This window comes from Pectobacterium wasabiae CFBP 3304 (assembly GCF_001742185.1).
Taxonomy (GTDB): Bacteria; Pseudomonadota; Gammaproteobacteria; order Enterobacterales; family Enterobacteriaceae; genus Pectobacterium; species Pectobacterium wasabiae.
Genome location: NZ_CP015750.1, coordinates 3,523,612 through 3,549,578 on the forward strand (window position 1 = coordinate 3,523,612; position 25,967 = coordinate 3,549,578).

A 25,967-nucleotide genomic window follows, 5' to 3' on the forward strand; every position below is an offset into this window, starting at 1 on the left:
TTGTCGGTTTGATTCTCCTTCCCACGTTTTCATGCTGTACATAGGTTTGTAAACAAACAGGGCACCATGTGGTGTCCTGTTTGTTTATAAGGATGATTCAGCGGATTACTTAAATACGCGGAAACGCTCTTCAAAGGCGATATAAGTTTTCTCACCCGCAGGCTGCTCGATTGAGCCGAATGGCATTTGAGCACGCAGCTTCCAACTGGCGGGCAGATCCCACTGTGCTTTGACGTCATTGTCGATCAGCGGATTGTAATGCTGGAGTGAGGCACCGATTTTTTCCTGCGCCAGCGTGGACCACACGGCGGACTGAGCGATACCGGTTGAGTGTTCTGACCAAACCGGGAAGTTATCGGCATAAAGTGCGAATTTTTCCTGCAGCGCTTCAATTACGCTGGTGTCTTCAAAGAACAGGACGGTTCCCGCACCGGCAGCAAAGGAGGCCAGTTTGTTTTCTGTCGAGGCAAACGCGTCCGCAGGCACAATTTTCTTCAGTTGCTGTTTAACGATATCCCACAGCTTGTGGTGTTGCTCACCGAACAGAATGACAACGCGGGAGCTTTGCGAATTAAAAGCGGAGGGGCTTTCATTAACGGCTTCAGTAATGAGTGCGGTAACCTGATCTTCTGGTATCGGCAATTTGTTGCCGATGGCATAGATTGAACGACGGGCCTTGATTGATTGCAAAAAAGCATTACTCATGGTGTGTTCCTCAGTTTACGTGATGACTAACCTTGATACTGTGTCACTGATTTTTCTTGTGTTCAACGGTTTATGTGCCGGACATGAATCTTTCCCACTTCGCGGTTACCCGCCGCAGACGTCGCAGCGTGGGTTTTTTGGCAGCGTTATTTCACGAAATTGCAGCGTCATCGCATCAAACATCAGCAACCGTCCGGTGACGAGTTTACCGTAACCTGTTAGCCATTTAATGGCTTCCATCGCCTGCAAGCTCCCGATGGTGCCGACCAGCGGCGACATGACGCCCGCTTCGACACAGGTCAGCGCATTGGCACCGAACAAACGGCTGAGGCAATGGTAGCAAGGTTCATCAGGCTGATAGGTAAAGACGCTGATTTGGCCTTCCATCCGAATTGCTGCACCGGAGATCAGGGGTTTCTTGAGCTGAAAGCCAATACGGTTCAGGCGGTTGCGAATGTCGACGTTGTCGGTACAGTCCAACATGGCATCATGCTTGCTAACCAGTTCCTTTAACGCCTCGTCATCAAGATTGCCATCAACCGTGTCGAGCGAAAGATGCGGATTCATGTCGGATAGCGTCAGGCGTGCTGATTCGACTTTTGCCATCCCGATACGGGTATCGCGGTGTAGAACCTGACGTTGCAGGTTAGACAGAGATACGGTATCAAAATCCAGCAGCGTCAAGTGGCCTACGCCCGCCGCAGCCAGATATTGCGCGGCGGCACAGCCCAGACCGCCCAGCCCGACAATCAACAGGCGCGATGCTTTTAGTTTTTCCTGTCCGTCAAAATCAAAGCCGCGCAACACAATCTGTCGATTGTAGCGCAGCATTTCTTCATCGCTCAGTTCCGGCAACATACTTAGTGCCCCAGCAAGGCGTTGAAGGGCTCGATTTCTACCCATTCGCCAGCGGCGACGCGGCCTCGATCTTGTTCAAGCACGATGAAACAGTTCCCGAGACTGAACGAGCTGAAAACGTGCGAACCTTGATGTCCGGTAGTTCTCACTTCCAGCTCTCCCTGCGCATTTCTGCTGAAAATGCCGCGCTGGAAATCGGTGCGCCCCGGCGTCTTTTTCAGTGCGCTGGTGGTCTTGACGCGCACTCGTGGCGGCTGGTGCCATTGTGTATAGCCAGACAGACGCGCTAACAGCGGCTGAACCAGTTGATAGAATGTCAGCGCAGCGGACACCGGGTTCCCCGGCAGGCCGCAGAACCAGGCGTGGTGTAACTTGCCGAAGGCGAAGGGTTTGCCAGGTTTGATTGCCAGCTTCCAGAAATGGATATCACCCAGTTCATCCAGCATTTGTTTGGTGTAATCCGCTTCGCCAACGGAAACACCGCCGCTGCTAATCACCAGATCGGCACGTTGGTCTGCCTCATGGAATGCGGCACGTAGCGCGTCTGGATCGTCGCGGATGATGCCCAGATCGTGCACGTCGCAGCCCAGTTGTTCCAGCATCAAACGGACGGTGAAACGGTTAGTGTCATAAATTTGGCCGTCTTCCAGCGGTTCGCCAACCGGTTGCAGTTCATCTCCGGTTGAAAACACCGCGACTTTCAGGCGGCGTACCACGTCAACCTGCGCAATTCCCAGCGAAGCCAGCAGCGGCAATTCTGCTACGCCCAGTTTGCAGCCAGCGGGTAGCACAGTGGCACCCGCCTGAATATCTTCTCCTGCCAGACGAATATTCTGACCGGGTTTGACCTCATGGGAAAAACGGATGCCAGTCTCGCTAACGTCGGCCTGTTCCTGCATGATCACGGCGTCGGTTCCTGCGGGAATCGGTGCACCGGTCATGATGCGAATGCAGGTTCCCGTGGGCCATGCGCCAGTGAAGGGCGCGCCAGCGAAGGCCTTTCCTGCTAGCGGCAGCGGTGTGGTAACCGACAAATCGGCGCAGCGTACCGCATAGCCATCCATTGCGGAATTAGCGAAAGGCGGGACGTTAATCGGCGAGGCGATAGCATGGGCGGTGATCCGTCCTGCGGCGTCGAACAGGGATACGCGCTCTGTCTCGGTAAGGGAAGGAACCTGAGAAAACATGTTTTCCAGAGCTTGTTCAAGAGTCAGTAAACCTGAGTTAACGCTTTCCATCTTCACTCCACCGTTTTTTCATCAATACAGATTGTTTCATTCATATGGCGTGTTTCATTAGCACGGTATGTTCCACCAACATGTCGCTCATGAGCGGAAACCCGTTTCTTATGCCAGTATTAATTATGTCAGAGTTCGTAACGTGGGTGAATGTATGCAAGTCAAGGAATCCGGCTTTTGGCATGTGAACTCCGATTAGAGGCTAAGCCACCAGATAGGGTTCAACGCAGTCATTTTTTCTTCAACTCGACTCATTTCGGGTGAAAGTGATCGCATCTGCGGGAGATATCGTGCTTTATTAAGTTGCTTTATAGTGATTAACTTAATGTTATAAAAAGAAATTTTTCATTGCACGGATTTCAGTTTCCGCTTTACATCATACCTTGCGCTAAATATAGTCGAAAACCGCTGATAATTTGTTCCTGACCGCGTTGCGCTGATTCCAGCCGCATTTATAGGGAGATTCGCCGTTCATGTCGCTCACACAGGATCATTATGCCTCGCTGTCTTCCTCTGTTCCGGGGCTGGTTTTGCCTGAAAAACGGGTAGTGGAGGTGCGCAACCTGAGTGTCTATTTCGAACAACAGGGGCAGCGGACGGACGCTGTACGCAATTTGACGTTCTCTGTCGATCGCGGTGAAACGCTGGCTATCGTCGGGGAGTCGGGATCGGGTAAATCAGTGACGTCTCTGGCGCTGATGCGTCTGGTCGAACACGCGGGTGGGGTGATCCATCAGGGGGATATGTTCTTTCGCCGCCGCGATGGGCACGTGCTGGACCTTCGTGGTGCCCGTCAGCGGGTGATGCGCAGGTTACGCGGTGCGGATCTCGCGATGATTTTCCAGGAACCGATGACGTCGCTCAATCCAGTTTTCCCGATCGGCGAGCAGATAGCCGAGTCGATTCGTTTACATCAAGGTATGAACCGGCAGGCTGCGCGTGCAGAAACCTTGCGCATGTTGGATCTGGTCAGAATACCGGAAGCGCGCAATGTGCTGGATCGCTACCCCCACCAGCTCTCTGGCGGAATGCGCCAGCGGGTCATGATTGCAATGGCGCTCTCCTGCAAACCGTCGCTGTTGATTGCCGATGAACCGACGACCGCGCTGGATGTCACCATTCAGGCGCAAATCCTGCAACTTATCCGTGTGCTACAGCGTGAAATGGACATGGCCGTGATCTTCATCACCCACGACATGGGGGTGGTGGCGGAAGTGGCTGAACGCGTATTGGTGATGCATCGTGGGGAAAGCGTTGAAGCGGGAAGCGTGGGACAGATCTTTACCGCGCCACAGCACCGGTATACGCAGGGGCTGTTGGCGGCAGTTCCGGCATTAGGATCCATGCGCGGGCAACCGTTCCCGGCAAAATTTCCGCTACTGGATCAAAACACGGCACGCCTTGCGGACAATGTGCCGCAGGACACAATTCCCGCGCAGGCGGGACCGATCTTGCAGGTTAATAATCTGGTGACGCGTTTTCCGATTCGTAGTGGGTTATTGAACCGCGTGACCCGGCAGGTGCATGCGGTAGAAAATGTCAGCTTCGATCTCTGGCCGGGCGAAACGCTTTCGCTGGTTGGCGAATCGGGGTGTGGCAAGTCCACCACGGGCCGGGCGCTGCTCCAACTGGTTGAAAGCCAGAAGGGCAACATTATCTTTAATGGTCAGCGTATCCATCAGTTGAAAGGGACTGCATTACAGCATTTGCGGCGTGATATTCAACTGATTTTTCAGGATCCTTATGCGTCTCTGGATCCTCGTCTGACGGTCGGCTTCTCAATTATGGAACCGCTGCTGGTACATAACATTTGCCGTCGGCAGGAGGCAGAAAAGCGGGTTGAATGGCTCTTGTCGCGCGTGGGGTTGGAGCCGGAACATGCCCGACGCTATCCGCATGAATTTTCCGGTGGTCAGCGTCAGCGCGTTTGTATTGCCAGAGCGTTGGCGCTGAATCCTAAAGTGGTGATTGCGGATGAGGCCGTATCCGCGCTGGACGTGTCGATTCAGGCGCAAATCATCAATCTGATGCTGGAACTACAACGTGAGTTTGGCATTGCATTTTTGTTTATTTCACATGATATGGCGGTGGTTGAGCGTATCAGCCATCGCGTAGCGGTGATGTACATGGGGCAAATTGTCGAGATTGGCTCACGGCAAGATGTGTTTGAACGTCCCCGGCATCCTTATACCCGCAAACTGATGTCGGCAGTTCCTATTGCCGATCCCTCGCGCCGCCAGCGTGAGCAGGTTCTGCTGGTTGATGAAATACCCAGCCCGATCCGGGTGATTGGCGATGAGCCAACCACAGCGCCCTTGGTTCAGGTTGGTGAGCGACACTTTGTTGCTCACCATCCGATAGCCGGTGCTTATTAACAAGGATTCACAAGGAGAACGTAGCATGAGCGTAATGACGATAAAGCGGCGCTGGTTCGTGGCCGCAGGGGTAACCGCAGTCATGGCAGCCTCACCCGTCTGGGCAGCTAAAGATGCGGTTATCGCCGTAGGTTCCACGTTTACCAGCCTGGATCCGTATGATGCCAACGATTCACTATCGCAGACGGTGGCGAAGTCATTTTATCAGGGGCTTTTTGGCTTCGATAAAGACATGAAGCTGGTAAACGTACTGGCGGACAGCTACGACGTCGGCCCGGATGGCCTGACGTATACCGTCAAGCTGCACCCTGGCGTCAAATTTCACGATGGATCGGCGTTTAATGCCGCCGCTGTCAAAGTGAATCTGGATCGTGCCAGTAACCCAGACAGTCGTCTGAAGCGGTATAACCTGTTCAAAATGATCGACAAAACCGAGGTGGTGGACGATCTGACGGTGAAAATCACGCTGAAGACGCCGTTCTCGGCGTTTGTTAACAATCTGGCGCACCCGGCGGCAGTGATGATCTCTCCGGCGGCATTAACGCAGTACGGCAAGGAAATTGGCTTCCATCCGGTTGGTACGGGTCCGTACCGCTTTGTGGCCTGGAATCAGACCGATTTTGTCAAAGTTGAGAAGTTCAACGGCTACTGGAAGGCTGGCTTGCCTAAGCTAGACAGCATTACCTGGCGTCCGGTAGTGGATAACAACACGCGTGCGGCACTACTGCAAACGGGTGAAGCGCAGTTTGCTTACCCGATACCGTTCGAACAGGCCAAGGTGTTGGAGAAAAATGACAAGCTGGCGCTGGTGGCATCACCATCGATTCTGCACCGCTACATCAGTATGAATGTCACGCAGAAACCGTTCGATAACCCGAAAGTACGACAGGCGCTGAACTACGCCATTAACAAAGAAGCGCTGATTAAAGTGGCATTCTCCGGTTACGCGACGCCAGCCGAAGGGCCACTGCCGGGCAGTATCGATTATTCGGTAAAATATCACCCGTGGCCTTACGATCCAGCCAAAGCGCGTGAGTTGCTGAAAGAAGCGGGCTACCCGGATGGTTTTACTACCACGCTTTGGTCGTCACATAACCACAGCACGGCGCAGAAAGTCTTGCAGTTCACGCAGCAACAACTGGCACAGGTTGGCGTGAAAGTGCAGGTGACTGCGATGGATGCGGGGCAACGCGCGGCTGAAGTGGAAGGTAAAGGCGTGAAAGAAACGGGCGTCCGCCTGTTCTACACCGGCTGGTCGGCATCGACGGGCGAGGCAGATTGGGCGCTGTCGCCACTGTTTGCTACCGCTTCCTGGCCACCGGCGCAGTTCAACACGGCGTTTTACAGCAACCCGCAGGTTGATGCGGATCTGGCTGATGCGTTGAAAACGACGGATCGAGCGGAAAAACAGAAACTGTATAAGGATGCACAGGACAAAATCTGGGCCGATGCGCCGTGGATTTTTCTGGCGACCGAACGCTTAGTGTCGGCTAATAGCAAGAAATTGACCGGATTTTATGTGATGCCGGATACCTTATTTAGTTTTGATGATGCCGACCTGACGGAATAATCCAGTGCGAAAGTATGACCAGGGAGTCGGGTGGCCGCGAGGCTACCCGCAGTGGTCAATGCAGGTTCACTCATAGGAGAGTTTGACGCATGTCTGTGGAAAATCGTTCATGCTGAATTATTTTATTAAACGGCTACTGGGGCTGGTCCCCACGCTCCTGATTGTTATGGTGCTGGTGTTCCTATTCGTTCATCTGTTACCCGGCGATCCGGCGCGTTTAGCCGCCGGGCGCGAAGCCGATGCCGCCGTTATTGAGATGGTAAGGCAGGACTTAGGATTGGATAAACCGCTACCCTACCAGTTCTGGCACTTCTTCACGAATATCCTGCAAGGGGATCTGGGAACGTCGATAGTGTCGAAACGGCCCGTTACGGAAGAGATCGCCATGCGCTTTATGCCGACGTTCTGGCTGACGGTTTGCAGCATGGCGTGGGCGGTAATTTTTGGCATGGCGATCGGCATCGTGTCTGCCGTATGGCGCAACGGCTGGCCGGACAGGATCGGGATGACGCTGGCGGTATCTGGCCTCTCTTTCCCCGCCTTTGCGCTCGGTATGCTATTGATGCAGATCTTCTCCGTTGAGTTAGGCTGGTTGCCGACAGTTGGTGCGGATACCTGGTTGCACTACATCTTGCCCTCGCTGACGTTGGGGGCCGCGGTGGCTGCGGTGATGGCGCGGTTTACCCGTGCGTCGTTTGTTGATGTATTGCAGGAAGACTACATGCGCACGGCGCGGGCAAAAGGCGTGCGTGAGTCGCTGGTTGTGGTGAAGCACGGGCTGCGCAATGCGTTGATTCCGGTGGTCACGATGATGGGATTGCAATTTGGTTTCCTGCTCGGTGGCTCCATCGTCGTGGAAAAAGTGTTCAACTGGCCGGGCTTAGGGCGGTTGCTGGTGGATGCGGTGGAGATGCGCGACTATCCGGTAATTCAGGCTGAGGTGTTGCTGTTTTCACTGGAATTTATTCTGATCAATCTGCTGGTTGACATGCTGTATGCCGCGATTAACCCAGCTATTCGTTATAAATAAGGAAAGGGAATGAGACACTGGCGACGTAAAGCGATGCTGGCGACGCTCCCTGTCATGAGGGATAAACCGGTTCGTACGCCGTGGCGTGAATTCTGGCGGCGTTTTCTTCAGCAACGTGTGGCGGTCGCCGCTGGTCTGTTTGTGCTGCTGTTGATTGTGGTCGCGTTTCTGGCCCCGTATCTGGTGCCCTATGATGCCGAGAACTATTTCGATTATGAACGCCTGAACGAAGGTCCCTCTTCGGCACACTGGTTGGGTGTCGATTCATTAGGGCGTGATATTTTTAGTCGAATCCTGATGGGGACGCGGATTTCGCTGGCGGCGGGTATTCTCTCGGTGCTGGTCGGGATGATTGTCGGCACGACATTAGGCCTGTTGGCGGGGTATTACGAAGGCTGGGCGGACCGGATCATCATGCGCATAGGCGATGTGCTGTTTGCCTTTCCCGGTATTTTGCTGGCCATTGCCGTGGTGGCGATTATGGGCAGCGGAATGGCGAATGTGGTTGTCGCCGTCGCGATTTTCAGCATTCCGGCATTCGCCCGTCTGGTGCGGGGCAACACGCTGGTACTAAAGCAACTTACCTACATCGAATCTGCTCGCAGCATCGGTGCTAGCGACCGGACGATCCTCTTTCGGCACATTTTGCCCGGTTCAGTGTCTTCCATCGTGGTGTTTTTCTCGATGCGCATTGGGATGTCGATCATCACCGCCGCCAGCCTGTCATTTTTAGGACTGGGTGCTCAGCCGCCAATGCCTGAGTGGGGCGCGATGCTGAACGAAGCACGATCGGATATGGTGATTGCCCCGCATGTTGCCATCTTCCCGAGTCTGGCGATCTTTCTGACGGTATTGGCGTTTAATCTATTGGGTGACGGTCTGCGCGATGCGCTCGACCCGAAATTGAAAAGCTGAATAAAAAAAGCGCGACAACGAGTGCCGCGCTTTTCAACAGTCAGACCGTTAGCGTTTAGAACGAAGTTCGTTTGTAGCTGCGGTACTGTGGCTGCCAGAAGTTATGGTCAATCGCTTTTTGCAAGGCATCGGCAGAGGTCACAACCGCCACACCTTGTAGCTGCGCGGCCTTACCCACTTCCAGAGCAATACGCTTGGACACCTGCTGGATATCGGACAGATCCGGCAGCAGAGCGCCTTCACCGTTATTCGCCAGCGGCGAGCAGTCAGCCAACGCACGGCTAGCGGCCATCAACATGCCGTCAGTGATACGCTTGGCACCCGACGCCAGTACACCTAACCCGATACCTGGGAAAATGTAGGAGTTGTTGCACTGCGCGATAGGGAAGACGTTATCCTGATAGTGAACCGGAGAGAACGGGCTACCGGTTGCAACCAGAGCGGTGCCCTCTGTCCAGCGAATGATGTCTTCTGGACGCGCTTCCACACGAGATGTCGGGTTAGACAGTGGCATCACGATAGGGCGAGCGCAGTGTTTGTACATTTCACGGATGATTTCTTCCGTGAACAGACCCGGCTGGCCGGATACACCGATCAGGATGGTCGGCTTGGCATTACGCACCACTTCCAGCAGTGAAATTGCATCGCTGCTACAATCCCAATCAGCCAGCAGTTCGCTTTTCTGTACCAGCTTGCTCTGGAAATCGAGCAGGTTTGGCAGTTTGTCCGTCAGCAGACCGAAGCGGTCAACCATGAAGACGCGTGCGCGAGCTTCTTCTTCACTCAGCCCTTCGGATTTCATCTGTGCGACGATTTGCTCAGCGATACCACAGCCTGCGGAGCCCGCACCCAGGAAGGTGACGGTCTGATCGCGTAACTGTGTGCCTGCTGCACGGCTGGCGGCAATCAGGCTGCCGATAGCGACGGCGGCGGTGCCCTGAATGTCATCGTTAAAGCTACAGATTTCATCGCGATAGCGGTTCAGCAGCGGGGTCGCATTTTTCTGTGCGAAGTCTTCAAACTGCAACAGCACGTTCGGCCAGCGGCGTTTTACGGCCTGAATGAACTCGTCAACGAAGGCATAGTATTCGTCGTCGGTGATGCGTGGATGACGCCAGCCCATGTATAACGGATCGTTTAGGCGCTGCGGGTTGTTAGTACCCACGTCCAGAACGACGGGCAGGGTGTAGGCTGGGCTGATGCCGCCACAGGCGGTGTACAGCGACAGCTTACCGATTGGAATTCCCATCCCGCCGATACCCTGATCGCCCAGACCGAGAATACGTTCGCCGTCGGTGACAACGATGACTTTCACGTTCTGCTTGGTGGCGTTTTGCAGCATATCGTCGATATTGGCGCGGTTAGGATAGGAGATAAACAGGCCACGGGCGCGACGATAGATATCAGAGAAGTGTTCACAGGCTTCGCCGACGGTCGGGGTGTAGATGATGGGCATCATCTCATTGAGGTGACCGTCCAACAGGCGGTAGAACAGCGTCTCGTTGGTATCCTGAATGTTGCGTAGGTAAACGTGTTTTTCAATATCGTGTTTGAATTCCTGATACTGACGCCAGGCGCGTTCTGCCTGTTCTTCGATGGTTTCAACGGCTTCTGGCAGCAGACCTGCGAGATTAAAATCAGCACGCTCTTCTTCAGTAAACGCGCTGCCTTTATTCAGCAGGGGAAATTCGAGCAAGATCGGACCAGCATAGGGGATGTAAAGAGGACGTTTGCTTTCGTATTCTAATTCCATGACTTTTTACTCTTCGGGTAACAGAAAAGAAATTCAGGTGTTGTCGATGAGAAACTGCTGCGGATCTTAAATTACCCAGAGAATATGTACAGGGAATGTTAATTTAAATAGTTACAGATGGCTTGCATATTAAGCAAAAGACAGGCTTTATCGATTCACCTCTCTTTTTTTCACCTTCACGGCGCCGATTTTTTGCGCTTCTCGCCGCCATCATTCCTCAATAAAGTGGTGCTCAACGTCGGTGCAACCCAGTTCGGCCAGCATGATTTGTGAGATCGCCCAGTGGCTGACAGTCGCATTGCGGCGTTCAACGATAGCGGCATGTGTAATGGTACGAGGATCTTCGCCGGCAAGGTTCATCAGATTTAACGCGGTTTGCAAGGGCGGTAGGCTGGGATTGAATGCTGCATTTTCTGCATAGCGGCCGGTATAAAGGTTGCCACTCGCGGTTTCCAACGCTATTCCGCTAATCGCTTTGCTGTAAGGCGCGTGGCTACGGTTAGCGGCATCCAGCGCCTGACGCGCTAGCGTATTCACATTCTGCAACGTCGTGCCGTGGTTGATGTCATCCATCAGCAGGGTGTCAATATTCAGATCGACAGGGCCAAAGGCATCGGGCAGATAGTGACTAAGCACCGCAGGCTGGCGACCCGGCAGTTGAATACGCAGCGATGCCGCATTGCGCAATTCATTCATGAACTGGCGACAGTGGCCGCATGGCGTATAGTTCACGGTCACTGCCCGCAACCCACGTTCATTGCGCAGCCAGGCGTGGCTGATGGCACTCTGTTCCGCGTGAACCGTTTGTTGAAGCTGAACGGCGGTGAACTCCATGTTTGCGCCAAAGTAGAAATTCCCGCTGAGCCCTTGTGCAACCGCACCAACCTGAAAATGCGAGATGGAGGCTTGCGCGCAGGCGGCTGCCAGGGGTAATAGCGCAAAGGCTAACGTGTCGGTATCTATTTGGCTGGCTTCGCAGATTGCATTCACGTCGTCAGCGGTTAGCATCGCGGCAAAATCGGGTTTATCGAGCACGGGACCGAGTGCGGTTTGCAGGTTGGTAGGTAATTGCTGAAAGGCGTTTTCAAATCGTGGATGCATGTCGGTTTACTCTTTTTTGCCCGTCAATGACGTCATGTTAGAAAGCAGAGTAACAATAAATTGTGATCAAAGTCTCTTTGTTGAATGAAATGACTGCAACTTGATCATTAAATGCGAGATGTATCTCAATTTTTATCCCTGTGCTGCTCCCTTATATCGGTTTCCTCTCCTACAACTGCAATCGGTGAGACAAAAAAGCGTACAACCGGGGGCTTGTTATGCTCTGTTGTACGCTTTTGTATCGTTGGACTCGCAGGTTTAATTAAGAACGATCTTTTTCTCTCTGGCTGTTTCCAGCAGTTTTCCAATCTTTTGGAGAAACTTCACCGTTTCCTCGGCAATAGTTTGTGTTGAGATACCTTCTTTTTTGGCCGCAATTTTCCACTGTCGGCGCTGTTTCTTTTCCAGATTGGGATAATGAGAGCGCAATAACCGATGTAGTTCTGGAACATCGCACAATTCTTTCGATATGTTGTCTTCGTAGTAAACCAGCGAAAGGGTAAACGGAGAATTAGGGCCATTTTCGCGGACGACACTGACATAAATTGGCCAATAGCCATTATCTGGGTGCCTCAGCGCGAGTATGGCGGGCATCGTGACATTCAACCAGGTTCTGCCTATTTCCAAATGATCTTCTGCCAACAGTGGGAATGATTTGCGCAGAGTAACCAAAATACCGGAAATGCCTTTAGCCTGAATGAGTTGATCGCACAGTTGATCGTTTTGCTGCATAAAAAGCAGGGCTTCACCCTCAACCCCTTCCAGGTGCGTCGGTTTCCACTCTGTTGGTTTTAATTTTTTTAGCTCAGACAGACGATCAATCACCGATTCATACTGTGCGGCTAGTTGAGCGGACAATTCAGAAATATGTTTTTCATTTGGATCTTGCCACTGTGCCTGTTTCTGACAGTAGGCCATGAGTAGCTGTGCCGCAGCGTTGTTATTTTGCAATTGCAGACGAGCACGCCGAGCGGCTTGCTCCAGCCATTGGTAGCTTAATAATGCCCATTTATCGCCCAATTCTGCCAGTTTCTCTTCGCTGTAGGTTTCCAGCTTTTTATCCATAACGATATAGGCAAAATCGTAGCCTTTGAACACGGATTTACGTGAGAACGCTGTATTGACCGCATCGCAATAATCATCGAGTTGCTCACAAGATAGCGATGCTTCCACTTTGTTCTCAATGGTAACAATGAACTTATTTGCCATATCGATTAAAAAAAGATCGAGGCGGCGTTTCGAACCTGCACTGTCATTAATACCAAATTCACGCGTCATAAAAGCCGAGCCAAAACTTGTCGACTGGATACGGCCCGGCGTCCATTTTGCAAAGAACTTTTTATTGGCGGATTTATTTGTTTCATGACCAGCCTGATAAGCCGCGGTCAGAAAATCTTTGATGACGGCATCGCCCTGACAGTGTCCTTCATTGGGGTTCAGGCACCACGCGAGCATGCTGGAATTTTGATTTTCGGTAAGGTTGATGACATCAAGGATATTATCTGAAGTGCGTAGTTTTTCTCGTAACTCGAGTAACCGATCGTCCATGAGAAAGTCGTAAAATTCCTGCATTTCCATATCTTGTTTCTCCGTTTTCATTTATGAAAAATTCAATAACCAACAATATTCAGTAACAGAGGGAATACCAATGGTGCAATCAGCGAGGTGATGATCCCACATATCACCAGCGCCAGTGAACTGAACGCCCCTTCCTGATAATCCATTTCAGCGCAGCGTGCCGTGCCGAGTGCGTGCGAAGCGGTGCCCATCGACAACCCACGTGCGGCTTTGGTTTTGATGCCCACTCGATTGAACAGGCTGTGGCCGAATACCGCACCGAGAATACCAACAAAAATCACGCAGACGGCGCTGATAGCAGGAATGCCGCCGATGGAACTGGCTACCGCCATCGCAATCGGTGTAGTGACGGACTTCGGCAGTATTGAGGCCGCAATTTCCGGCGATGCTCCCATCCACAGCGCCACCAGCGTACCGGAGATTATCGCCGTCAGGCTACCGATGAAGCACACGCTGATGATCGACTTCCAGCGGGCGCGAATTTGGTGCAACTGTTCATAAAGTGGAAACGCTAGCGCGACGACTGCGGGTTGCAGCAGGTCGTTAAGGACTTTGCTGCCTTGAAAATAATGCTCGTAGGGGATTTTCAACACCAGCAGCAGCGGAATAATAATCGCCATCGACACCAGTAGTGGATTCAACAAGGAGAGCTTGGTCAGCACGGCCAGCTTACGCGCGGCGAAAAAAACCAGCAGAGTCAGCGGCAGTGACCACCATAAATAGCTGAACATTATTCATTATCCTTCGGGGGCGAGCGATCGCTGGCTAGGGCGCGTTCACGCTGCATAATCTGGGTACTAAAACCGACAACCAACATCACAATAAAGGTACTAATCAGACAGGAAACCACGATAGGGCCAAACTGTTGGCTGACCAGATCGTAATAATTCATGACGCCGACCCCAATGGGAACGAATAGCAATGCCATATGGCGAATAAGAAGGTGGCAGCCCGGTTTCACCCACTGCGCGGGCAGAACCTGTGAGCAGAGCAGGGTGAACAGGACCAGCATACCGATGATACTGCCGGGGATAGTGAACGGAAGTAACGCGGATACCGCATTGCCTGCCAGCAGGCAGAGATAAATCAATGCGAAAGCGCGTAAATACTGCCAGCAAACGATGAACGTATTACGCATGGGAAATTCCTGATTAGCCGAGGGGATTATCATAACGCTAATGAAATTTACGTGCCACAGCTCACGAATTTTGTTGTGGGGGGAAGGTGTTCCTGCCTAAAGAATAGGCAAAATCGGTCTGAACTGAAAATGAAAAGAGAACGTTGATGAGACCAATCCGGTTCAGCCCTACGTTAACGTATTTATTGCGGCTGGGCGGGGAGGAATAGTAACGCCAGAAGCTCTATTTTACGTCTACACGCCATTCGGTGATGTCGATCTGTCCATCGCCGCCAAAGATCTCGGTGCCAAACTCAACGCTGCTGATGTATTTTTCATCGCTCATCCATTGCTTTGTCTCCACTAAATAGTCGGTGAAGTGACGAATATTGAGTGACGCACTGTTGGTGCTGGAAGTATGGACAAAGGAAAAGACATTCCACCCTCCACCATTATCCGCGTTGATCCAGCCTTTGAATACGTTCCAACTGCTACCGCCGATGAAAACGGTTTCAATATAATCACCCGCAGGGCCTGCATTGGTATCATTGAGCCAAATCATCAATTCGTCGGTAGGGGGCGAGTCCCAGTTAGCTTTATCGGTAGTATGGAACCAGATGTCGTAAGCGGCGTTGTAAGTACCCATAGCCTGGATAGAATAAGTGACGTTGCTGGTGATACTTTTATTACTGGATAATTGTATCGGCAATCCGCTATTTTCCGTATAGCCCGCCGTCCAGTGCCAGCCGCTCACCAGTGAAGGATAGGCTTTAACACTGTGGGTGCTGCTTGGCCAGTGCCAGTTCCACCCCATGCTGGTTGGACTATTATAGAAAATCGTTTGCTGCCATCCTTTTATTTCATCTTTTCCCCATACGTTATTGAATAGGTAATATTTATTATTCTCGAAATAGAATTTATCCGCATCGTTTGATGAACTGGCGGCAGACGCCGTTAGTGATGAGAGTAGCAACGAAGAAAATACTGCGGGCAATAATACGCAGAAAATACGGTGTGGCTGGGTATTCACAGTCTGCATAATGAATCTCTTTTTAAATATATCATTGAGATATTTTAATCTAAAAGTTAACACATCGTTATCGCGTGTCTATGATTAAATCTGAGATGGAGTGAGTTTAACCGTTTATGTTATTTCTACTCTGTCGGAATAATCCAATTCATGGGAAAATGATTAAAATCGTAATAAATATAAATAATGTGAAATAAAATCAGGGCGTTATTTTAAGGCGCACGTAAGTGTGCGCCTTAGTTTACTGATTATTCAAATAACTGTGCGTTGTGGATGGCCGCGCAGACGGCATCGGTCAGTTTACGCAGTTCATCAGGCTGAATGATAAACGGCGGCATCAGATAAATGAGCCGACCAAAGGGGCGGATCCAGACGCCGCGTTCGACGAAGAAGCGCTGTAGCCGCGCCATATTGACCGGGCGCTGCGTTTCTACCACGCCGATAGCACCGAGTACGCGAACGTTCGCCACCAGCGGAGATTCTAAACAGGGGCGCAGTGCTTCTCGCAACTGCTGCTCAATATGTTTTACCTGATTTTGCCAACGGTTTTCCGCCAACAGCGACAAACTGGCGTTGGCTGCCGCACAGGCTAGCGGATTACCCATAAATGTAGGGCCGTGCATAAAACAGCCTGCCGGACCGTTGCTGATGGTTTCAGCCACGATCCGGGTGGTCAGCGTGGCGGAGAGTGTCATGTAGCCGCCAGTCAACGCTTTTCCCAGGCACATAATGTCGGGGGAAATTCCCGCATGTTCGCAGGCAAACAGTTTGCCGGTGCGGCCAAATCCGGTCGCGATTTCATCGGCAATCAACAACACGCCGAATTGATCGCACAGTTCCCGCACTCGGCGCAGATAGGCCGGATGGTAAAAACGCATTCCACCTGCGCCCTGCACGATGGGCTCCAGAATGACGGCGGCGATCTCACGAGCGTGTGCCGACAGCATCGCCTGTAATGGCGCGATATCGGCTTCCTGCCACCTGTCGGCAAAACCGCCTTCGTTGATAGCATCACAGGGTGGCGCATCGACAAACAGGTGGGTGGGCAGATAGCCCTGATACAGGCTGTGCATTGAGTTCTGTGGATCGCAAACGGACATCGCCCCGAAAGTGTCACCGTGATAGCCGTGGCGCAGGGTGAGAAAGCGCTGGCGAGTTTCACCGCGCGCTTGCCAATACTGTAGTGCCATTTTCATCGCCACTTCTACGGCCACCGATCCGGAGTCCGCCAGAAAAACACATTCCAACGCATCCGGTGTGATGTCCACCAGTTGACGACACAGCGCCACCGCCGCCGGATGGGTGATCCCGCCGAACATCACATGCGACATCTGGCTGAGCTGAGCCTGCACCGCCTGATTGATTACCGGATGGTTGTAACCGTGGATCGCCGCCCACCACGATGACATCCCATCAATCAGGCGACGTCCGTCATCCAGATGTAGCTCGACTCCGCTGGCTGATATGACCGGATAGCAGGGTAGCGGTGTAGTCATCGACGTGTAGGGATGCCAAATATGGCGCTGGTCAAAAGTGAGGTCTTCCGGGCTCATGATGATCTCTCGTAAACCAAAATGGATTCTATTTGGTTGACAGTATATCGGGTTAATTTACACTGGCGAAACGTTTTTAGTTTGGAGATGCCGAGATGGCTAGCCGCATTTACTGGACGCTTGAGCAAGCGCAAGACTTATTTAATAAACCTTTTCTGGAACTGATGTTTGAAGCCCAGCAGATCCACCGGCAGCATTTTGACCCCCGTCAGGTACAGGTCAGCACGTTACTGTCGATAAAAACCGGTTCCTGTCCTGAGGACTGTAAATATTGCCCGCAGAGTTCCCGCTATCGGACAGGGATTGATACTGAACGGTTAATGCAGGTCGAACAGGTTTTGGATTCGGCCCGTCAGGCGAAAGCGGCGGGATCGACGCGCTTTTGTATGGGGGCCGCGTGGAAAAACCCGCACGAGCGCGACATGCCTTATCTGGAACAGATGGTACAAGGCGTTAAAGCGATGGGGATGGAAACCTGCATGACGCTGGGGACACTGCACCACGATCAGGCGGAACGTCTGGCTTCTGCTGGGCTGGATTTCTATAACCATAACCTTGATACCTCGCCGGAGTTTTACGGCAGCATCATCACCACTCGCACCTATCAGGAGCGTCTGGATACGTTGGATAAAGTGCGCGGTGCAGGTATTAAAGTCTGTTCCGGCGGCATTGTTGGGCTGGGGGAAACTGTGCGTGACCGCGCCGGGTTACTGGTGCAACTGGCTAATCTGCCGACGCCGCCGGAAAGTGTGCCGATCAACATGTTGGTGAAAGTAAAAGGAACGCCATTGGCGGAGAACGAGGATGTCGATCCGTTTGATTTCATTCGTACTATTGCCGTCGCACGTATCATGATGCCTGCTTCCTATGTGCGTCTGTCCGCCGGACGCGAGCAGATGAGTGAACAAACGCAGGCGATGTGTTTTATGGCCGGTGCGAACTCCATTTTCTACGGTTGCAAACTGTTAACGACGCCAAACCCGAAAGAAGACAAAGATCTGGCGCTGTTCCTGAAGTTAGGTCTGAACCCACAGCAAACAGGAACCGAATTTGGAGACAACCAACAGCAGCAGCGCTTGGCAGAACAGTTGATTAACGCCGATAGTGAGCAGTTTTATAATGCTGCGGTATAACGTGCGGTGTGTAAACCGCGGGATAAGGCGTGTTGAATTATGAGCTGGCAGCAACGTATTGATGCCGCACTGGTACAGCGTCAGCATGATGATGCTTATCGCGTGCGGCTGGCTAATCAAGGCGGTAGCGGACGCTGGCTGATGCAGGGCGACCGCTGCTATCTGAATTTTTCCAGTAATGATTATCTGGGGCTGAGCCATCATCCCGAGATTGTGCGTGCCTGGCAGCAGGGTGCTGAGCAATTCGGCATAGGCAGTGGCGGTTCCGGGCATGTGACGGGGTATACCAATGCGCATGCCGCGCTGGAAACTCAGCTTGCCGACTGGTTGGGTTACCCGCGTGCGCTGCTGTTTATTTCCGGCTATGCCGCGAATCAGGCCGTGGTGGCTGCGCTAGCACAGGCGGAAGACCGGATTTTTGCCGATAAACTCAGCCACGCTTCATTGCTGGAAGCAGCCGCACAGTCACCCGCAACGTTGAGACGCTTTAAACACAATCAGGCCAATAGTCTGCAAGCACTGCTGGAAAAACCTACGGACGGTCAGACGCTGGTGGTGACCGAAGGTGTTTTCAGCATGGATGGTGATACTGCGCCGTTGCCTGCGCTACAGGCACAGTGCCGCGCGCACCATGCCTGGCTGATGGTGGACGACGCACACGGGATTGGCGTGCTGGGTGATGAAGGACGCGGGAGCTGCTGGCAGCAAGGCGTTAAACCGGAGCTGCTGATCGTCACGTTCGGCAAAGCATTTGGCGTCAGCGGTGCGGCGGTGCTATGTGCGGAGCCGTTGGCCGAGTACTTTCTGCAATTTGCCCGTCATTTAATTTACAGCACCTCGATGCCCGCGGCACAGGCCTGTGCGCTGAGCGCGGCAGTCAATTGTGTCCGGCAGGGAGACGCGCGGCGTGATGCGCTACGGCGCAACATCGCGCAGTTTCGCGCGGGCTTTTCCAATTCGTCGTACCAACTGATGGATTCACAGAGTGCGATTCAGCCGCTGATTGTCGGTGAGAATGCGCGGGCGCTGGCATTGATGAGCCATCTGCGTGAACAGGGCGTGTGGGTCAGTGCGATGCGGCCGCCGACGGTGCCGCCGGGCAGTGCGCGTCTGCGAATTACGCTGACGGCGGAACATCAGTCGGAAGATATCAGCCGCTTGCTTACGGTGTTGCACCATGCTGACAGAAAACTATAACAAGCAGGCGATTGCACAGGCGTTTGGGCGGGCGGCGGGGTGCTATGACCGCTTTGCCGAACTGCAACGCACTAGCGGAGAACGTCTACTGACGCTGATGCCAGCACACAGCGGTGTAGCAGTATTGGATGCGGGGTGCGGAACAGGGCACTTTAGCCGCCACTGGCGTCAGATGGGGAAAACGGTCACCGCGCTGGATTTGTCGGCGGCGATGCTCGCACAGGCGCGTGAGCGGCACGCTGCGGATCGTTATCAGGAAGGGGATATCGAAAATCTGCCGCTGGCGGATCGCTGTGTGGATATCAGCTACAGCAATCTGGCCGTGCAGTGGTGCAACTCGTTACCGCGTGCGTTGGCAGAGCTATATCGGGTGACGCGGCCGGGCGGCGTGATTGCGTTTGCCACGCTGGCGGACGGCTCCTTAAGCGAACTGTCGCAGGCATGGCAGCGGTTGGACGACACGCAACGGACGAATCGCTTTCTACCGTTCTCCGCGATTAACGCGGCCTGTCAGCCCTATCGACATGATCTGGTGCAGGAGCGTGAAGTGTGCCTTTTTCCCGATGTGCTAGCGCTGATGAAATCATTAAAGGGGATCGGTGCGACCTGGCTGCATGACGGGCGCACGCCGGGACTATTGAGCCGGGCACGTTTGGCGGCACTGTCTGCCTGTTACCCGCAAGCACAGGGCGGCTATCCGCTCAGCTATCAACTGGTTTATGGAGTGATTTATCGTGACTGAACGCTGGTTTGTGACGGGCACAGATACTGAAGTTGGGAAAACGGTCGCTAGCATGGCGTTGCTCCAGGCCGCTCATCAGGCTGGATATCGTACCGCAGGCTACAAACCTGTGGCGTCTGGCTGTGAGATGACGGCTGACGGCATTCGCAACAGCGACGCGCTGGCGCTTCAGGCTAATAGCAGTATCCATCTTGATTACCCGATGGTAAATCCGCTGGCGTTTATGGAACCGACGTCACCGCATATTATTAGTGCGGTGGAGCAGCGGCCTATTCATCTCTCGGTCCTGTCGGCAGGGCTCCGCGAATTAGAAATGCAGGCTGATTGGGTGCTGATTGAAGGCGCTGGCGGGTGGTTTACGCCGTTGTCGGAGCAGGATACGTTTGCCGACTGGGTGGTGCAGGAACAGCTTCCAGTGATTTTAGTGGTCGGTATCAAACTAGGCTGCATTAACCATGCGATGCTTACCGCCCATGCGATTCAACATGCAGGTTTGCACCTTGGTGGCTGGATCGCTAATGACATCATGCCGCGAGGAAAATGGCATCAGCCGTATCTACACACTTTGCAGCAACGCTTGCCTGCGCCGATGCTGGGTGAAATTCCTTATTTATCGACTCTTCATCAGCATAATCTGGGGCAGTATATTGATATTGGGTTATTAGCCTATCCGTAGGCCTCTTAGGGCCTATCCCAATAACGTTTATTCCAGACAACAATGCCGCAGGAAAAATGTAATATCGCTTCATCGTTTCCAACTTTTTGATGGTGATCGTAATATGTACAGTGTAGATAAGAAGATAACACCGCCTAAAACAATTTATAGTCATTATGTCTTGTTTACCTTTTTAGCCTTGTCTCTATTGTGTCCCCCTGACGCCAAAATCCTACCACTATTTATCCTCATAATTACGCTGATTGTTATTTCAATTTTTATGTTTCCTCGTTTCTGGATAATAAGCAATATGTCTAGAGTTGGGGCGAGTAGAAGAAAAAGAGTGAGAAGGTGGAGTAGATATAAAACGACTCTTGTGTTGATATATGTGGCAGGAATTTTAACACTGTTCTTCTTGTTTTTCACAGAAGTGGTTGGTAATTATAACATTGCAATGTCATTTCTTATTGCTTCTGCTTCTTTAATGTTCATTTCAATTTATTTTTATATCTCTAACTCTAATTGGTATTTCGAGAAAGATAAAGGGGGAGTTATTTGGGGGGCTCGATTTATATCAATTTTCATCGCCTATTGTATACTTTTTTTTGCGAAAAATAGTACGATGAATTATATGGATTTGACTTATGGTGACGCTTCTTCTCGAACTATAATATATGCTTATTTTATTATATTAATGATTGTCTTATCATTTGTTTTTTCTGGTTTTATTTATATTTTCATAACTTTCTTTGAAAGTAAAGTGATTGATAGGAAATTTAATTCGATCGTTGGGGGAAATGTTAAGTTATGTATCAGATACGATTCAATGCCCGTTGCCATTCCTTTTATTTTATTTATTGCCATGATTTTCTTTTGTTATTCTAAACACCGTATGGCTGTTGATAGTTATTTCATTAGGCAATCGATAGAATTTGATTCTTCAGAGGGGTTCTATTGTGCCGGTGGATACAAAACATTTGGTAGTGACAAAGAGGCCAGGTTTATTAAAGTCTCGGATAATGATTACAGAGCGTTTATTTTCGATGGTTACAATATAAGTTCATATCGTTTGTCATGTATGGATGCATATCCTTATTATAAAATGAATTTTATTTTAAATACGGCTGAAAGTATAAGAGTAAAAATGAAGCTTGATGAGCTTAATGATGATTTAAATCATATTATTAAAATAAAGAGATGAATTTTCAGTAATGCCTACTAATTAGTAGAGCATGTACTTTTCAATGAAGGCTCCGATGACCTTTCGTGTCGCTCTACATAACGTGAGAAACAGAGAGGTTACGGGCCAACCCTTTTATTTTGGTTCTCAGCGTCAGCAGTTCATGACAGGCTTCATCCGTTCGTGGACCAACGGTGTAGGCCAGTACGCCACCCGTTTTTGTACTAGAAGGAGGTTGATCGCGTTTTTTCCTGGATACAGGTATAGATCAATAGATAAAACCTTCTTGAGTTTTTCTCTACCCCACGAGGTGCCTGAATGGTGGCATGGGAGCCTCCGGCTGTTTTTAGTCTTTTTCCGTCTAATACTTATGCGATAAATCACAGAAAGCGTGTGAAGAAAATCCATATCAGGAGGGATCGTGAATGAAGCGGGTATTTCCCTAACTCAGGGCTGATGCGGGGTTGTGGGAGTTATCCACCATTTCTGTGGATAACTATGTGCATTATGGATAGACAACGCGTCCTAAGCGAGAGTTGGCGCGGGTTGACGCTAGGTTGGCGCTATTCTCCACGCTTTTGTTAATCTATTTATTATCATATGGTTAAGTAAAATCAAGCATCTTGAACATCAACAGTGCGTCGTTGCATAAATTAACATCGCTGGTCATCCCTGTATGTTACATCTTTATCCAATCTGGGGATAAATCATGATTATTTTATCTGGTAGATTCCAGATGGATGTGCTAGCAAATTGATTTGTCGATTAATCATCCAATCCAGCGATAATTTTCTTGATGCTGTTTTTATATCCAGTATCATGACGGTGGCAAATTTCATCATTGGCATTCAGAATAAAGCATCGTGCGTCACAGGTAGTGAGTACGATAGCTGTACTTCTGACGACATCATTGCCGTGCCAGAAATCGTCAGCCTGTATCTTTTACCTGCCTCCGTGCGTCCATCCACGAACATCGTATTTAGCGATGAGTAATAACGATAAGTAGCGTGCTTAACGATGAGTAAAGTATTTACACTGCATTCCGACTTTAAACCGGCAGGCGATCAGCCTGAGGCTATTCGTCGTTTAAAAGAAGGCCTGGAGGACGGGTTAGCACACCAAACGCTGCTCGGAGTAACAGGTTCAGGTAAAACGTTCACGATAGCCAACGTGATTGCCGACCTCAATCGGCCGACGATGATGCTGGCGCCGAATAAAACGCTAGCCGCTCAACTGTACGGCGAAATGAAAGAGTTCTTCCCTGATAATGCCGTCGAGTATTTCGTCTCTTACTATGACTACTATCAGCCAGAGGCCTACGTTCCAAGTTCGGACACCTTTATTGAGAAGGACGCGTCGGTTAACGAACATATCGAGCAGATGCGTCTTTCCGCGACAAAAGCGCTGCTGGAGCGGCGTGATGTGATCGTCGTGGCCTCGGTGTCCGCTATCTATGGTCTGGGCGATCCCGATCTCTATCTGAAAATGATGCTGCATCTGACACAGGGGATGCTGATCGACCAGCGTGCTATTTTACGGCGTCTGGCAGAATTACAATATGCCCGCAACGATCAGGCATTTCAGCGCGGTACGTTTCGCGTGCGTGGCGAGGTGATCGATATTTTCCCTGCGGAGTCTGACGAAATCGCGCTGCGCGTTGAATTGTTCGATGAAGAAGTGGAGCGGCTGTCGCTGTTTGATCCGTTGACGGGTCATGTTCTCCAAACGGTGCCGCGCTATACCATCTACCCGAAAACGCACTACGTCACGCCGCGTGAGCGTATTTTACAGGCGATGGAAGACATTAAAGTTGAATTGGCCGATCGCAAAAAGGTGCTACTGGCCAACGATAAGCTGGTGGAAGAGCAGCGATTGAGCCAGCGCACGCAGTTTGATCTGGAGATGATGAACGAACTGGGTTACTGCTCCGGTATCGAAAACTACTCACGCTATCTTTCAGGTCGTGGCCCCGGTGAGCCACCGCCGACGCTGTTTGACTATCTTCCTGCGGATGGGCTGCTGGTGATTGATGAATCCCACGTTACTGTGCCTCAGATCGGCGGGATGTATCGCGGCGACCGTGCGCGTAAAGAGACGTTGGTTGAATATGGTTTCCGGCTGCCTTCGGCGCTGGATAACCGACCGATGAAGTTTGAAGAATTTGAATCACTGGCCCCGCAGACGATCTACGTGTCTGCGACGCCGGGTAACTATGAGCTGGAAAAATCGGGCGGTGAAATTATCGATCAGGTGGTCCGGCCCACCGGATTGCTCGACCCGCTCATTGAAGTACGGCCTGTCGCGACACAAGTGGACGACCTGCTTTCCGAAATTCGCCTGCGTGCGGCGATTAACGAACGCGTGCTGGTGACGACGCTGACCAAGCGGATGGCGGAGGACCTGACGGAATATCTGGAAGAGCACGGCGAGCGGGTGCGTTATCTGCACTCGGATATTGATACTGTCGAGCGTGTGGAAATCATCCGGGATTTACGCCTTGGTGAGTTCGATGTGCTGGTCGGTATCAACCTGTTGCGTGAAGGTCTGGATATGCCTGAAGTGTCGCTGGTGGCGATTCTGGATGCTGACAAAGAAGGCTTCCTGCGTTCCGAACGTTCCCTGATCCAGACGATTGGCCGCGCGGCACGTAACCTGCGTGGCAAGGCTATTCTTTACGGTGACAGAATCACAGCGTCAATGGCGAAAGCGATTAGCGAAACAGAGCGGCGTCGCGAGAAGCAGGAAGCGTACAACACCGAGCATGGGATTGTGCCGCAGGGAATTAATAAGAAAATCTCCGATATTCTGCAACTGGGCCAATCGGCGAATAAAGGCAAAGGGCGAGGTAATCGTAAAGCGGCAGAACCCGCAGCGCGTTATGAACTCATGACGCCGAAGGCGCTGGAGCTGAAAATCCGCGAGTTGGAAAGTAAGATGTTAACGCACGCGCAGAATCTTGAATTTGAAGAGGCTGCCGCCTTGCGCGATGAGGTGCAGGCATTACGCGCACAATTTATTGCCGTCTCTTAGTGCTCGCTGCCTCCTCGCGATCGCAGCATGATAACGACGTAGCACACTGCTAAGGAATCATGATGACCCCTATTATACCGGGCGTAGAGGTATTGTTTGTGGCAGGTTTCGGGCCGATTGTGAAATCACTATCGGCCAGCCACGCACTCTATGTCGATACGCTGAAGTTACCGCTGAAACCGGTAGCGGAAGGGAGTGACTATCTGGTGACCGATGCGATGGATGGGGTGAAGCATTTCGCCCTGTGGCCGCTGTCACAGGCCAGCGAATCCTGTTTCGGGCAGGGAAGTTGGCCAGTGGATCTTCCTGAACCGCAAAGTTGGTTGGAATTTGAAGTAGCGGATATGGCGCAAGCGACGGCGGCACTGAAAGTGCAGGGCTATGCGCTGCTGGTCGAAAACCGTCTTGAACCTTGGGGACAGCAGGTAACTCGTTTCCTGAGTCCAGAAGGGATGCTGATTGGCGTGACTTATACGCCGTGGCTGCGAGATTGAAGGGGCGCACGATTAATGATTTCTTTTTGATGTGATGCCTCATTGTCAGGGGGCACGAGAAAATACGGCAGTCGTGAACGACATTTGAGAACGGCTGGCTCCTGAAGTAAGACGAGGTTTACGGGATGATTGATAGGGAATTGATCAAAAATAACGCCAAAACATTTCTTATTGTTGTTGCAGCGCTGTCTGGCTGGACGATATACAACTATCAGCAAAAAATGCAGTTTGAGGATTATCGCAATGAGCAGCTTAATCAAATTCGCGAAAGGGAACTCGCGCTGGTGAAGCAAACGTCGGTTGTGGATTTCCGTGAACAGCAGTTGGCAACGCGTGAAGAGACATTTAATAGCCAGATTCGACAACTCGCTGAGCGTGAAGGGCGGCTTGACTTGCGTGAGCAGAACGTTGCGCTTTCGGTTAAGTCGCTGGAGCCTGAATTAAGAATCAACAAAGTACGCGATGAGCTTTCTGCTTTGATGAGTAAGTTCTCCGATTTAGGCGTAAACCTTGCTCATCTTCCACCGTGCAATGACGCTGATATGTTGAAACGCTATTTTCAGGCTGAGGCAGTTCTGCATGAGATTGGCAGCCGTGCTCAGGCTGCGAAAATATACGAGGAATACCGTCCGTTCATCAGCATGAATACCCCAATGCTGGTGAACATAGAGCGCTGTGAAAGCCCGAAAGTCTTGCGGTAGTCGGTGCCGAAA

23 protein-coding genes and 1 pseudogene are annotated in these 25,967 nt (G+C 51.6%); 13 read left to right on the plus strand and 11 right to left on the minus strand.

What is annotated here, in order from left to right; all coding sequences use genetic code 11:
- Nucleotides 1–105 precede the first annotated feature (105 nt).
- The 3 genes from A7983_RS15965 to moeA form a co-directional block, all read right to left on the minus strand.
- Complete coding sequence (locus A7983_RS15965) at nt 106–705, minus strand: nitroreductase family protein (protein ID WP_005972890.1); 600 nt, start codon at nt 703–705, stop codon at nt 106–108.
- 105 nt (nt 706–810) lie between these two features.
- Nucleotides 811–1,563, minus strand: coding sequence for a molybdopterin-synthase adenylyltransferase MoeB (moeB, locus tag A7983_RS15970; protein WP_005972888.1), 753 nt, complete (start codon nt 1,561–1,563; stop codon nt 811–813).
- A 2-nt stretch (nt 1,564–1,565) separates the two neighbouring features.
- Nucleotides 1,566–2,801: a molybdopterin molybdotransferase MoeA gene (moeA, locus tag A7983_RS15975; protein ID WP_005972885.1), complete on the minus strand. Its 1,236-nt coding sequence runs from the start codon at nt 2,799–2,801 to the stop codon at nt 1,566–1,568.
- A 473-nt stretch (nt 2,802–3,274) separates the two neighbouring features.
- Between moeA and A7983_RS15980 the strand changes: the two genes are divergently transcribed.
- The 4 genes from A7983_RS15980 (at nt 3,275) to gsiD (ending at nt 8,691) form a co-directional block, all read left to right on the plus strand.
- Nucleotides 3,275–5,176 carry a dipeptide ABC transporter ATP-binding protein gene (locus A7983_RS15980; protein ID WP_005972880.1) on the plus strand — a complete coding sequence of 634 codons (1,902 nt, stop codon included), beginning with the start codon at nt 3,275–3,277 and terminating at the stop codon, nt 5,174–5,176.
- 25 nt (nt 5,177–5,201) lie between these two features.
- Entirely contained in the window at nt 5,202–6,746 is a 1,545-nt protein-coding gene (gene gsiB / locus A7983_RS15985; protein WP_005972878.1) for a glutathione ABC transporter substrate-binding protein GsiB, read from the plus strand.
- A 109-nt stretch (nt 6,747–6,855) separates the two neighbouring features.
- Nucleotides 6,856–7,776, plus strand: a complete 921-nt coding sequence (gsiC, locus tag A7983_RS15990; protein WP_005972876.1) for a glutathione ABC transporter permease GsiC — start codon at nt 6,856–6,858, stop codon at nt 7,774–7,776.
- A 9-nt stretch (nt 7,777–7,785) separates the two neighbouring features.
- Complete coding sequence (gsiD, locus tag A7983_RS15995; RefSeq protein ID WP_005972874.1) at nt 7,786–8,691, plus strand: glutathione ABC transporter permease GsiD; 906 nt, start codon at nt 7,786–7,788, stop codon at nt 8,689–8,691.
- A gap of 55 nt (nt 8,692–8,746) precedes the next feature.
- Here the strand turns inward: gsiD and A7983_RS16000 are convergent, their stop codons facing one another.
- The 7 genes from A7983_RS16000 to bioA form a co-directional block, all read right to left on the minus strand.
- Nucleotides 8,747–10,444, minus strand: coding sequence for an NAD-dependent malic enzyme (locus tag A7983_RS16000; RefSeq protein WP_005972871.1), 1,698 nt, complete (start codon nt 10,442–10,444; stop codon nt 8,747–8,749).
- Nucleotides 10,445–10,654: 210 nt separating this feature from the next.
- Complete coding sequence (gene cdd / locus A7983_RS16005; protein WP_005972868.1) at nt 10,655–11,545, minus strand: cytidine deaminase; 891 nt, start codon at nt 11,543–11,545, stop codon at nt 10,655–10,657.
- Between the two features lie 258 nt (nt 11,546–11,803).
- Nucleotides 11,804–13,144, minus strand: coding sequence for a PDDEXK-like family protein (locus A7983_RS16010; protein WP_235778022.1), 1,341 nt, complete (start codon nt 13,142–13,144; stop codon nt 11,804–11,806).
- 11 nt (nt 13,145–13,155) lie between these two features.
- Complete coding sequence (locus A7983_RS16015; protein WP_005972860.1) at nt 13,156–13,854, minus strand: CidB/LrgB family autolysis modulator; 699 nt, start codon at nt 13,852–13,854, stop codon at nt 13,156–13,158.
- Nucleotides 13,854–14,261 carry a CidA/LrgA family protein gene (locus A7983_RS16020; RefSeq protein WP_005972858.1) on the minus strand — a complete coding sequence of 136 codons (408 nt, stop codon included), beginning with the start codon at nt 14,259–14,261 and terminating at the stop codon, nt 13,854–13,856. Before A7983_RS16020 ends, A7983_RS16015 begins: the two co-directional genes overlap by 1 nt.
- Before the next feature lie 223 nt (nt 14,262–14,484).
- Nucleotides 14,485–15,279, minus strand: coding sequence for a GH12 family glycosyl hydrolase domain-containing protein (locus A7983_RS16025; protein ID WP_005972856.1), 795 nt, complete (start codon nt 15,277–15,279; stop codon nt 14,485–14,487).
- A gap of 239 nt (nt 15,280–15,518) precedes the next feature.
- The gene (bioA, locus tag A7983_RS16030; RefSeq protein ID WP_005972854.1) at nt 15,519–16,823 is read right to left on the minus strand and encodes an adenosylmethionine--8-amino-7-oxononanoate transaminase; all 1,305 of its coding nucleotides are present in this window, start codon (nt 16,821–16,823) and stop codon (nt 15,519–15,521) included.
- 95 nt (nt 16,824–16,918) lie between these two features.
- Here bioA and bioB point away from each other — a divergent pair, with 95 nt between their 5' ends.
- The 5 genes from bioB (at nt 16,919) to A7983_RS16055 (ending at nt 21,751) form a co-directional block, all read left to right on the plus strand.
- Nucleotides 16,919–17,956 carry a biotin synthase BioB gene (bioB, locus tag A7983_RS16035; protein WP_005972852.1) on the plus strand — a complete coding sequence of 346 codons (1,038 nt, stop codon included), beginning with the start codon at nt 16,919–16,921 and terminating at the stop codon, nt 17,954–17,956.
- A gap of 39 nt (nt 17,957–17,995) precedes the next feature.
- Nucleotides 17,996–19,153 carry an 8-amino-7-oxononanoate synthase gene (gene bioF / locus A7983_RS16040; RefSeq protein ID WP_005972850.1) on the plus strand — a complete coding sequence of 386 codons (1,158 nt, stop codon included), beginning with the start codon at nt 17,996–17,998 and terminating at the stop codon, nt 19,151–19,153.
- Nucleotides 19,134–19,895 carry a malonyl-ACP O-methyltransferase BioC gene (gene bioC / locus A7983_RS16045; RefSeq protein WP_005972849.1) on the plus strand — a complete coding sequence of 254 codons (762 nt, stop codon included), beginning with the start codon at nt 19,134–19,136 and terminating at the stop codon, nt 19,893–19,895. The genes bioF and bioC overlap by 20 nt, the downstream gene beginning before the upstream one ends.
- Nucleotides 19,888–20,571 carry a dethiobiotin synthase gene (gene bioD, locus A7983_RS16050; protein ID WP_005972847.1) on the plus strand — a complete coding sequence of 228 codons (684 nt, stop codon included), beginning with the start codon at nt 19,888–19,890 and terminating at the stop codon, nt 20,569–20,571. The genes bioC and bioD overlap by 8 nt, the downstream gene beginning before the upstream one ends.
- Nucleotides 20,572–20,860: 289 nt before the next feature.
- Nucleotides 20,861–21,751 carry a hypothetical protein gene (locus tag A7983_RS16055; RefSeq protein WP_235778021.1) on the plus strand — a complete coding sequence of 297 codons (891 nt, stop codon included), beginning with the start codon at nt 20,861–20,863 and terminating at the stop codon, nt 21,749–21,751.
- 21 nt (nt 21,752–21,772) lie between these two features.
- On the opposite strand, the pseudogene A7983_RS23530 reads toward A7983_RS16055, so the two are convergent.
- Nucleotides 21,773–21,956, minus strand: a pseudogene (locus A7983_RS23530) (IS1 family transposase); the annotation flags it as partial.
- Between the two features lie 599 nt (nt 21,957–22,555).
- Here A7983_RS23530 and A7983_RS16060 point away from each other — a divergent pair.
- The 4 genes from A7983_RS16060 (at nt 22,556) to A7983_RS16075 (ending at nt 25,955) form a co-directional block, all read left to right on the plus strand.
- On the plus strand, nt 22,556–22,723 hold the full coding sequence (locus A7983_RS16060; RefSeq protein ID WP_156105174.1) for a hypothetical protein: 168 nt from the start codon (nt 22,556–22,558) through the stop codon (nt 22,721–22,723).
- Nucleotides 22,724–22,747: 24 nt separating this feature from the next.
- The gene (gene uvrB / locus A7983_RS16065) at nt 22,748–24,760 is read left to right on the plus strand and encodes an excinuclease ABC subunit UvrB (RefSeq protein WP_005972841.1); all 2,013 of its coding nucleotides are present in this window, start codon (nt 22,748–22,750) and stop codon (nt 24,758–24,760) included.
- Between the two features lie 62 nt (nt 24,761–24,822).
- Nucleotides 24,823–25,254, plus strand: a complete 432-nt coding sequence (locus A7983_RS16070) for a VOC family protein (RefSeq protein WP_005972840.1) — start codon at nt 24,823–24,825, stop codon at nt 25,252–25,254.
- 125 nt (nt 25,255–25,379) lie between these two features.
- A complete protein-coding gene (locus A7983_RS16075) occupies nt 25,380–25,955 on the plus strand; it encodes a hypothetical protein (protein ID WP_005972838.1) in 576 nt (191 codons plus the stop codon).
- The last annotated feature ends 12 nt before the right edge of the window (nt 25,956–25,967 follow it).